Source organism: Variovorax sp. P1_H12_2, from assembly GCF_056405335.1.
The window spans coordinates 1-9727 of record NZ_JBFUCI010000242.1; the positions used below are offsets into that span (position 1 = coordinate 1).

Below are 9727 nucleotides of genomic sequence, written 5' to 3' on the forward strand. Positions count from 1 at the left end.
GCACTGGGTGGCATCGATCGGCTCGTCGACCGAGACGATGATGTCGGCCACCGTGATGTCGGCCGCCTTGCGGCCGAGCGAGTAGCCGCCGCCGGGGCCGCGGGTCGACTCGACCAGTTCGTGGCGGCGCAGCTTGCCGAACAGCTGTTCGAGGTAGGACAGCGAGATCTGCTGCCGCTGGCTGATCGCAGCCAGCGTGACCGGACCGGTGTTCTGGCGCAGTGCCAGGTCGATCATGGCCGTGACCGCAAAGCGGCCTTTGGTAGTGAGACGCATCGCAAGCTCCTTGAGTGCTTACCGTTGAAATGACACCAGGCCTGGAGGCCGCGGTGACGTCGTCTCCGCCCTGCCCGCCTCCTGCTCCATAGGTGAACCTTTAGGTTGGAGTCGGCCCTTCATCGCGAAGTTCTTTTGTTCTTGAGTGTTTCGGTCAAGTATAGCAGAAGCCCCTGCGGCCCGCTGGGGTAAACCCGGGGGCATGGCTCGCCCCCAGGTTGGCTCACTGCGTGTAGCCCCGGCCGGGACGCAAACTCAAAGGTTGTCGTGGCCGGGGCCGCCGAAGGCCTGTTCCCGGAGCTCCGCCAATTGGTCGCGGACACGGGCGGCCTTCTCGAATTCGAGATTTCGGGCGTGCTCCAGCATGAGCTTTTCGAGCCGCTTGATCTCGCGCGCGATGTCCTTTTCGGACATGTCCTCGACCTTGGCGCGTTCCAGTTCGCGCTTGGCCGCCTCCTTGCCCGATTTTTCGCTGTAGACGCCGTCGATCAGGTCGCGCACCTGCTTCACGATGCTGCGCGGCGTGATGCCGTGAGCCAGGTTGTGGGCAATCTGGCGCTCGCGCCGCCGCTGGGTTTCGCCGATGGCCTTCTTCATCGAGTCGGTCATGCGGTCGGCATAGAGGATCGCCTTGCCGTTCAAGTTGCGTGCCGCCCGCCCGATGGTCTGGATCAGCGAGCGTTCGGCGCGCAGGAAGCCTTCCTTGTCGGCATCGAGGATCGCGACCAGCGACACCTCGGGGATGTCSAGGCCYTCGCGCAGCAGGTTGATGCCGACCAGCACGTCGAAGGTGCCGAGCCGCAGGTCGCGCAGGATCTCGACCCGCTCGACCGTGTCGACGTCGCTGTGCAGGTAGCGCACCTTGACGCCGTTGTCGCCCAGGTAGTCGGTGAGCTGCTCGGCCATCCGCTTGGTCAGCGTGGTGATCAGCACCCGCTCGTTCTTGTCGACCCGCAGGCGGATCTCCTGCAGCACGTCGTCGACCTGGTGGGTGGCGGGGCGAACCTCGACCTCGGGGTCGATCAGGCCGGTCGGGCGCACCAGCTGCTCGACCACGTTGCCGGCATTGTCTTTCTCGTACTGCGCGGGCGTCGCCGAGACGAAGATGCACTGGCGCATGCGCTTCTCGAACTCCTCGAACTTGAGCGGCCGGTTGTCCAGCGCCGAAGGCAGCCGGAAGCCGTACTCGACCAACGTGGTCTTGCGCGCCCGGTCGCCGCTGTACATGCCGTTGAGCTGGCCGATCATCTGGTGGCTCTCGTCGAGGAACATCAGCGCGTCCTTCGGCAGGTAGTCGGTCAGCGTGGCCGGCGGCTCGCCCGGCGCCGCGCCCGACAGGTGGCGCGTGTAGTTCTCGATGCCCTTGCAGTGGCCGATCTCGGCCAGCATCTCGAGATCGAAGCGGGTGCGCTGCTCGATCCGCTGCGCCTCCACCAGCTTGCCCTCGGAGACGAAGTGCTTGAGCCGCTCGTCGAGTTCGAGCTTGATGGTCTCGACCGCGCTCAGGACCTTGTCGCGCGGCGTCACGTAGTGGCTCGACGGGTAGACGGTGAAGCGCGGGATCTTCTGGCGGATCCGCCCGGTCAGCGGGTCGAACAGCTGCAGCGACTCGATCTCGTCGTCGAACAGCTCGATGCGGATCGCCAGCTCGCTGTGCTCGGCCGGGAAGACGTCGATGGTGTCGCCGCGCACCCGGAAGGTGCCGCGCGAGAAATCCTGCTCGTTGCGCGTGTACTGCATGCGGATCAGCCGGCCGATGACGTCGCGCTGGCCGATCTTGTCGCCCACCCGCATGATGAAGCGCATCTGCGTGTAATCCTCGGGCGTGCCGATGCCGTAGATGGCGCTCACGGTGGCCACGATCACGGTGTCGCGCCGCTCCAGCACGCTCTTGGTGGCCGACAGCCGCATCTGCTCGATGTGCTCGTTGATCGAGCTGTCCTTCTCGATGAACAGGTCGCGCTGCGGCACGTAGGCCTCGGGCTGGTAGTAGTCGTAGTAGCTGACGAAGTACTCGACCGCGTTTTTCGGGAAAAACTCGCGGAATTCGCTGTAGAGCTGGGCCGCCAGGGTCTTGTTGGGCGCGAACACGATCGCCGGGCGGYCCAGCCGCGCGATCACGTTGGCCATGGTGAAAGTCTTGCCCGAGCCGGTCACGCCGAGCAGGGTCTGGAACACCTCGCCGTCCTGGATGCCCTCGACCAGCCCGGCGATGGCCGCCGGCTGGTCGCCGGCCGGGGGATAGGGCTGGTAGAGCTCGAACGGAGAACCCGGGAAGGTGACGAATTCGCCCTGCCGGGCAGGGCCCACGGGATCGGCGTGTTGCGGTTCGGGAATGACTTCGGTGGTATCTGGCATGGCGTGGACTCGGGGAGTTGATGGCGCGACCGGTAAAATTCAAGCCAACCGGGCAGCGTAACGCAGGACCCGGCTTCACGTGAACCGATCATCCAAAGGACTTTCCATGTCAATGTTCACCGCCGTCGAGATGGCGCCTCGCGACCCGATCCTGGGCCTCAACGAGCAATATGCGGCCGACGGCAATCCGAAAAAGGTCAACCTCGGCGTGGGCGTGTACTACGACGACAACGGCAAGCTGCCGCTGCTCGCGTGCGTGCAGGCCGCGGAAGAGGACATGATGAAGGCGCCCAGCGCCCGCGGCTACCTGCCGATCGACGGCATCGCCGCCTATGACAACGCGGTCAAGGGCCTGGTCTTCGGCGCCGACAGCGAACCGGTGACATCCGGTCGCGTCGCCACCATCCAGGCGATCGGCGGCACCGGCGGCCTGAAGGTCGGCGCCGACTTCCTCAAGAAGCTCAGCCCGCAAGCCAAGGTGCTGATCAGCGACCCGAGCTGGGAAAACCACCGGGCGCTGTTCACCAATGCCGGCTTCGAGGTCCAGAGCTACCCCTACTACGACGCCGCCAAGCGCGGGATCGACTTCGAAGGCATGCTGGCGGCCCTGAAGGCGGCCCCCGCGGGCACCATCGTCGTGCTGCACGCCTGCTGCCACAACCCGACCGGCTACGACATCACGCCGGCCCAGTGGGACCAGGTCATTGCGGCGGTCAAGGCAAACCAGCTGACCCCCTTCCTCGACATGGCCTACCAGGGCTTCGGCCACGGCATCCAGGAAGACGGCGCCGTGATCGGCAAGTTCGTCGAGGCCGGCCTCACGTTCTTCGTCTCGACCTCGTTCTCCAAGAGCTTCAGCCTCTACGGCGAGCGCGTGGGCGCCCTCTCGGTGCTGTGCGAGAGCAAGGAAGAAGCGGCGCGCGTGCTGTCGCAGCTCAAGATCGCGATCCGCACCAACTACAGCAACCCGCCGATCCACGGCGGCGCGGTGGTGGCGGCGGTGCTCAACGACCCGGCACGGCGCGCTGTCTGGGAAGCGGAGCTGGCCGAGATGCGGGTGCGCATCAAGGCCATGCGCCAGAAGCTGGTCGACGGCCTCAAGGCCGCCGGCGTGAAGCAGGACATGGGCTTCATCACCTCGCAGATCGGCATGTTCAGCTACTCGGGCCTGACCAAGGACCAGATGGTGCGCCTGCGCGAAGAGTTCGGCGTCTACGGCACCGACACCGGCCGCATGTGCGTGGCGGCGCTCAACAGCAAGAACATCGACTACGTTTGCCAGAGCATCGCCAAGGTCCTCTGACGGACCTGCAGGATCGCTTCGTCGGGGACGCGCTGCGCAACCCGAACAACCGGGCGATCCTCGAGGGCCTGCCCGCGCTGGCCCTGCCCGATGCCTGGCTGGTGGCCGGCTGCCTGTTCCAGAGCGTCTGGAACCTGCGCTGCGGACGCCCCCCGGAGGCCGGCATCCGCGACTACGACCTGTTCTACTTCGACGCCGCCGACCTGTCGGCCGAAGCGGAGCAGCGTGTCGACGAACGGGTGCGGCGGCACTTCTCGGGGCTGCCGGTCACCATCGAGACCAAGAACCAGGCCAGAGTCCACACCTGGTATGCGGACTATTTCGGCGCCAGCTATGCGCCTTCGCTGTGCTCGCGCGACGGCATCGACCGATTCCTGGTGGATTGCACCTGCGTCGGGCTGCAGCCGCAGGCGGGCGGCCCGCTGCTTTACGCGCCCTTCGGCCTTCAGGGGCTCTACGCAGGGGTCCTTCGGCCCAATTCTCGCTGCCATCAGCCGCGCCTCTATGCCGCCAAGGCAGCGGATTACCGGTCGCGATGGCCCTGGCTCACGGTCCTGGACGCCACCTCGCCGCAGCCCTGAACGCGGCAATGGGACGAATATCACGACGGCATCGGCTGAATCGGGCGGCCACTCTACTTCCGGTCAAGCGCTGCTGATATATTGCATTGCAACAACTCCCTGGCCACCCCGATGCTCTACCAACTCTACGAAGCGCAGCGTTCCCTCATGGAGCCCTTCGCCGACTTCGCGCAGGCCGCTTCCAAACTCTACAGCCAGGGCGCTGCCTTCGGCCAGGCGCCGATGGCGCAGCGCATGGCCGCCGGCTACGACCTGCTTTACCGGCTGGGCAAGGACTACGAGAAGCCGGAGTTCGGCATCAAGACGGTCATGGTGGATGGCCACGACGTGGTGATCCACGAGAGCGTCGAGATCGAGAAGCCCTTCTGCCAGCTGCGCCGCTTCAAGCGCTTCACGGACGAGCCGGACACCCTGCAGACGCTCAAGAGCCAGCCGGTGGTGCTGATCGTGGCGCCGCTGTCGGGGCACTACGCCACGCTGCTGCGCGACACCGTGCGCACCATGCTGCAGGGCCACAAGGTGTACATCACCGACTGGACCAACGCGCGCCTGGTGCCGCTGTCCGAAGGCGAATTTCATCTCGACGACTACGTCAACTACGTCGAGGACTTCATCCGCTACCTGCAGGCCGAGTACGGCAACTGCCACGTGATCAGCGTCTGCCAGCCCACGGTGCCGGTGCTGGCGGCGGTGTCGCTGATGGCCAGCCGCGGCGAAAAGACGCCGCTGTCGATGACCATGATGGGAGGCCCGATCGACGCCCGCAAGTCGCCCACCGCGGTCAACAACCTGGCGATGAACAAGAGTTTCGAGTGGTTCGAGAACAACGTGATCTACCGCGTCCCGGACGGCTTTCCGGGCGCAGGCCGACGCGTCTACCCGGGCTTCCTGCAGCACACCGGCTTCGTGGCGATGAACCCGGACCGCCACGCCAGCAGCCACTACGACTACTTCAAGGACCTGATCAAGGGCGACGGCGCCAGCACCGAGGCGCATCGCAAGTTCTATGACGAGTACAACGCGGTGCTCGACATGGATGCGGACTACTACCTCGAAACGATCCGCACGGTGTTCCAGAAGTTCGACCTCGTGAACGGCACCTGGGAGGTGAAGAACGCCGACGGCGTGCGCGAAACGGTGCGGCCCGAGGACATCCATTCGCTCGGCCTGCTGACGGTCGAGGGCGAACTCGACGACATCTCCGGCTCCGGCCAGACCCGCGCCGCGCATGACCTGTGCACCGGCGTCTCCGCCAAGGAGCAGCGGCATTTCGAGGTCAAGGGCGCAGGCCACTACGGCATCTTCAGCGGACGCCGCTGGCGCGACCAGGTCTACCCGGAGGTCCGGGACTTCATTGCGGCGCACGACAAGCCGCAGAAACGCGCCGGCCGCGCGATCCTCGCTGCGGAAGACACGATCAAGGCCAGCCCGGCGCCCAAGAAGCCGCTGACGGTGGCGGCGCGCAAGACGCCGGTGACTCGGCGCTCGAGCGCCGTCAAGCGCAAGACCGCATGAGATCGTGACCCCGACGGCCGCACACCTGCTGGAGGCGCTGCCGCAGACGCAGTGCACGCGCTGCGGCTACCCCGATTGCGCCGGCTACGCCGAGGCCATCGCGGCCCATGAGGCCGACATCAACCAATGCCCGCCCGGCGGTGCCGAAGGCGTGCAGCGTCTCGCGCGGCTCACGGACAGGCCCGTCCGGCCGATCGATCCGCAGTTCGGCACCGAGGGGCCGCGCGCCCTGGCCGTGATCGACGAGGCCTGGTGCATCGGCTGCACCCTCTGCCTCGACGCCTGCCCCACCGATGCCATCGTGGGCATTCACAAGCGCATGCACACCGTGATCGACGCGCACTGCACGGGCTGCGAACTGTGCATCCCGGTCTGTCCGGTCGACTGCATCTCGCTGGAGACGGTCACGCCGGGCCGAAGCGGCTGGCAGGCCTGGTCGCAGGAACAGGCCGATCATGCGCGCGCCCGCTACCAGGCGCACGCCAGCCGACGAGCCCAAGGAGCGCCCTCGGCCGCACCGGCGAAGGACGCGCGAGCGGACGCGCCCGACGCCACCGATCGCAAGCGCGCGATCGTCGAAGCGGCGCTGGCCCGTGCCCGCGCGGCAGCCAAGGACTTGCGCAAGCCATGAGCCATCGATGAGCGTCGACACCCTGCTCCTCTTCGCCTTCGCTTCCATCGCGCTCGCGATCACGCCCGGTCCCACCATGCTGCTGGCGCTGTCCAACGGCATCTCGGGCGGCATGCGTGCCGCCGCCTGGGGCATCGCCGGCGCCTCGCTGGGCAGTTGCATCGTGATCACCACGGTCGCGCTGGGCCTGGGTTCGCTGCTGGCGGCCTCGGAGTGGCTCTTCCATGCGATCCGCGTCGCCGGGGTGCTCTACCTCGCCTGGCTCGGCATCAAGCTCTGGCGCACCCCGCCGGCCGACGTCGGAGCCGCGCTGGCCGCCTCCTCGGCCCGGCCGCTGCGCGGCCGGCTGGCGCTGCTGCGCAGCCTGGCGGTGGCCTTGTCGAACCCGAAATCGCTGCTGTTCTTCGCGGCTTTCCTGCCGCAGTTCGTCGATACCGCGCACCGCCAGGCGCCGCAGTACCTGACGCTTGGCGCGATCTTCGTCGGCATCGACACGCTGGTGATGCTCGGCTACGCGACGGCCGGCACCCAGGCCGTGCGCTGGCTCTCGCAGGGCAGCCTGCGCGCGCTCAACCGCGGCTGCGCCATCGGAATGTGGCTGCTGGCAGCCACGCTCGCAGTGTGGCGACGGCCCGGGGCCTGAACCGCCGATCAGAGACCGATCGGAGCCCGATCAGCCGCCGGCCAGCGTCGCGAAGGCCTTGACCACTTCGGGTGGCGCCTGCACCAGTTCGATCAACACGCCCTCGCCCGAGATCGGGAATTCGTCGTTGCTCTTCGGATGCAGGAAACAGATGTCGAAACCGGCGGCGCCCTGGCGGATGCCGCCCGGCGCGAAACGCACGCCCTGTGCCGTGAGCCATTCGACGGCCACGGGCAGGTCGTCGATCCACAGCCCCACGTGGTTCAGCGGCGTGGTGTGGACCGCGGGTTTCTTCTCGGGGTCCAGCGGCTGCATCAGGTCGACCTCGACCTTGAAGGGGCCGCTGCCGATCGCGCAGATGTCCTCGTCGACGTTCTCGCGTTCGCTCTTGAACGTGCCCGTGACCTCGAGACCCAGCATCTCGACCCACAGCTTCTGCAGCCGGCCCTTGTCCGGGCCGCCGATCGCGATCTGCTGGATGCCCAGCACCTTGAATGGACGCGTCATGCGCATGCTCCCTGTTCAACGGTCGAACGGGCCTGGAGACCCAGCTTGGCCAGCAACTTCACATCGGCCTCGACATCGGGGTTGCCCGTGACCAGCAGCTTGTCGCCGTAGAAGATCGAATTCGCGCCGGCCAGGAAGCACAGCGCCTGGACCGCGTCGCCCAACTGCTGGCGGCCGGCCGACAGACGCACGCGCGCCTTCGGCATCGTGATGCGCGCGACCGCGATCATGCGGACGAAATCGAGCGGATCGATCGGTTCCGAATCGGCCAGCGGCGTGCCCGGCACGCGCACCAGGCTGTTGATCGGCACCGACTCCGGATAGGGGGCGAGGTTGGCGAGCTGGGCGATCAGCCCTGCGCGATGAACCGGCGCCTCGCCCATGCCCACGATGCCGCCGCAGCAGACGCTGATGCCGGCCGCGCGCACGTGCGCCAGCGTGTCGAGCCGGTCCTGGTAGCTGCGGGTGTCGACGATATCGCTGTAGTACTCGGGTGCGGTGTCGAGGTTGTGGTTGTAGTAGTCCAGCCCCGCGGCCTTGAGCTGCAGTGCGTGCTGCGGCTCGAGCATGCCGAGCGTGGCGCAGGTCTGCAGGCCCAGGCCCTTCACGGCCTCGACCTGCACCGCGACCTTCTCGACGTCGCGGTCCTTGGGTGCGCGCCAGGCGGCGCCCATGCAGAAGCGCGTCGCGCCCGCATCCTTGGCGGCCTGCGCGGCACGCAGCACCTCGTCGACCTCCATCAGCTTCTGCGCCTGGACGCCGGTGTCGAACTCGGCCGACTGCGGGCAATAGCCGCAGTTCTCGGGGCAGCCGCCGGTCTTGACCGACAGCAGCGTGGCGAGCTCGATATCTGCTGCGGGGAAATGCGCGCGATGCACCGTCTGCGCCTGGAACAACAGGTCGTTGAAGGGCTTGTCGAGCAGGGCCTGGACCGCCTCGACGCTCCACGGACCGGTGGGTGCGGCGGGCTTCACCGCCGGACGGTGCAGGGTGACGGCCTTCGCGGCCGGAAGTTCGTTGGCGCCCATTTACGCAAACTCCATGATCACCTGATCGACCGACAGCGATTCACCCTTTGCCGCGGAGATGCTTCCGACCACGCCGTCCTGCGTCGCAAACAGCACGTTCTCCATCTTCATCGCCTCGATGACCGCGAGCTTCTCGCCGGCCTGCACCTGTTGGCCCGGCTGCACCGAGACCTCGACCAGCAGGCCCGGCATCGGCGACATCAGGAACTTGCTCAGGTCCGGCGGGGCCTTGTACGGCATCAGCGCGAGCAGCCGCGCACCGAGCGGCGACAGCACCATCGCCTCGATCTGCGTTCCGTTGTGCACGACGCGCAGCGCCAGCGGATTCTTGCCCGCGCCGCGTTCGACCTGCGCGGTGAAGACACGGTCGTTGACCATGCCTTCGACCCGGATGCTGCCGAGCGGCGCCCTGCTGTCGATCTTGTAGGCGTGGCCGCCCACCGCCACCGCGCTGGAGCCGGAGTGGCCGTGGAAATCGGTGACCGACACGGGCTTGTGCACATGCATGCCCTTGTCGTCCATCACGACCACCACGAACTGCTCGCCCACCTTCACGCCATGGCCCTCGAGCTGGCCGCTGATGCCGGAGGCGCGCGCCCGGTAGCGGCGGTGCATGTAGGCCGCCAGCGCGACCAGGAAATCGGGATCGTCGTGCGGCACGTCCTCGGCATGGAAGCCGCGGCCGTAGTGCTCGGCGATGAAGCCGGTGTTGAAGTCGCCGCTGACGAACTTCGGATGCGCGAGCAGCGCCGCCTGGAACGGAATGTTGCTGCTGATGCCGCGGATCACGAAACCGTTGAGCGCCTCGCGCATCAGCGCGATGGCGTGCGCGCGGTCGCGCCCGTGCACGATCAGCTTGGCGATCATCGAGTCGTAGAACATCGG

Annotated in this window: 10 protein-coding genes; 5 read left to right on the top strand and 5 right to left on the bottom strand. The window is 67.1% G+C overall.

Annotated elements, in window-relative coordinates; translation table 11 throughout:
* Both AC1D2K_RS21815 and uvrB read right to left on the bottom strand, forming a co-directional pair.
* Window positions 1-276, bottom strand: a 276-nt coding sequence (locus AC1D2K_RS21815) for an Rrf2 family transcriptional regulator (protein WP_478090917.1), incomplete at its 3' end; no start/stop codon positions are given.
* Window positions 277-531: 255 nt separating this feature from the next.
* Window positions 532-2634 (bottom strand): excinuclease ABC subunit UvrB, encoded by a 2103-nt coding sequence (gene uvrB / locus AC1D2K_RS21820; protein WP_478090918.1) that lies wholly within the window; start codon window positions 2632-2634, stop codon window positions 532-534.
* Window positions 2635-2740: 106 nt separating this feature from the next.
* Between uvrB and AC1D2K_RS21825 the strand changes: the two genes are divergently transcribed.
* The 5 genes from AC1D2K_RS21825 (at window position 2741) to AC1D2K_RS21845 (ending at window position 7307) form a co-directional block, all read left to right on the top strand.
* Entirely contained in the window at window positions 2741-3937 is a 1197-nt protein-coding gene (locus AC1D2K_RS21825) for an amino acid aminotransferase (RefSeq protein WP_478090919.1), read from the top strand.
* Window positions 3910-4518: a nucleotidyltransferase family protein gene (locus AC1D2K_RS21830; protein ID WP_478090920.1), complete on the top strand. Its 609-nt coding sequence runs from the start codon at window positions 3910-3912 to the stop codon at window positions 4516-4518. The genes AC1D2K_RS21825 and AC1D2K_RS21830 overlap by 28 nt, the downstream gene beginning before the upstream one ends.
* A gap of 111 nt (window positions 4519-4629) precedes the next feature.
* On the top strand, window positions 4630-6033 hold the full coding sequence (locus AC1D2K_RS21835; RefSeq protein WP_478090921.1) for a polyhydroxyalkanoate depolymerase: 1404 nt from the start codon (window positions 4630-4632) through the stop codon (window positions 6031-6033).
* A gap of 4 nt (window positions 6034-6037) precedes the next feature.
* On the top strand, window positions 6038-6664 hold the full coding sequence (locus tag AC1D2K_RS21840) for an RnfABCDGE type electron transport complex subunit B (RefSeq protein WP_478090922.1): 627 nt from the start codon (window positions 6038-6040) through the stop codon (window positions 6662-6664).
* 7 nt (window positions 6665-6671) lie between these two features.
* A complete protein-coding gene (locus AC1D2K_RS21845; protein WP_478090923.1) occupies window positions 6672-7307 on the top strand; it encodes a LysE family translocator in 636 nt (211 codons plus the stop codon).
* Between the two features lie 30 nt (window positions 7308-7337).
* On the opposite strand, the gene AC1D2K_RS21850 is transcribed toward AC1D2K_RS21845, so the two are convergent.
* From AC1D2K_RS21850 to AC1D2K_RS21860, 3 genes are all read right to left on the bottom strand, one after another.
* A complete protein-coding gene (locus AC1D2K_RS21850) occupies window positions 7338-7814 on the bottom strand; it encodes a VOC family protein (RefSeq protein ID WP_478090924.1) in 477 nt (158 codons plus the stop codon).
* Window positions 7811-8842: a biotin synthase BioB gene (bioB, locus tag AC1D2K_RS21855; RefSeq protein ID WP_478090925.1), complete on the bottom strand. Its 1032-nt coding sequence runs from the start codon at window positions 8840-8842 to the stop codon at window positions 7811-7813. Before bioB ends, AC1D2K_RS21850 begins: the two co-directional genes overlap by 4 nt.
* The coding region (locus AC1D2K_RS21860) for a biotin/lipoyl-containing protein (protein WP_478090926.1) at window positions 8843-9727 on the bottom strand (885 nt) is incomplete at its 5' end.

Coding starts and splice junctions, on each gene's coding strand:
- AC1D2K_RS21825 (WP_478090919.1), top strand. CDS start 2,741: ATGTCAATGTTCACCGCCGTCGAGATGGCGCCTCGCGACCCGATCCTG.
- AC1D2K_RS21835 (WP_478090921.1), top strand. CDS start 4,630: ATGCTCTACCAACTCTACGAAGCGCAGCGTTCCCTCATGGAGCCCTTC.
- AC1D2K_RS21845 (WP_478090923.1), top strand. CDS start 6,672: ATGAGCGTCGACACCCTGCTCCTCTTCGCCTTCGCTTCCATCGCGCTC.
- AC1D2K_RS21850 (WP_478090924.1), bottom strand. CDS start 7,814: ATGACGCGTCCATTCAAGGTGCTGGGCATCCAGCAGATCGCGATCGGC.
- bioB (WP_478090925.1), bottom strand. CDS start 8,842: ATGGGCGCCAACGAACTTCCGGCCGCGAAGGCCGTCACCCTGCACCGT.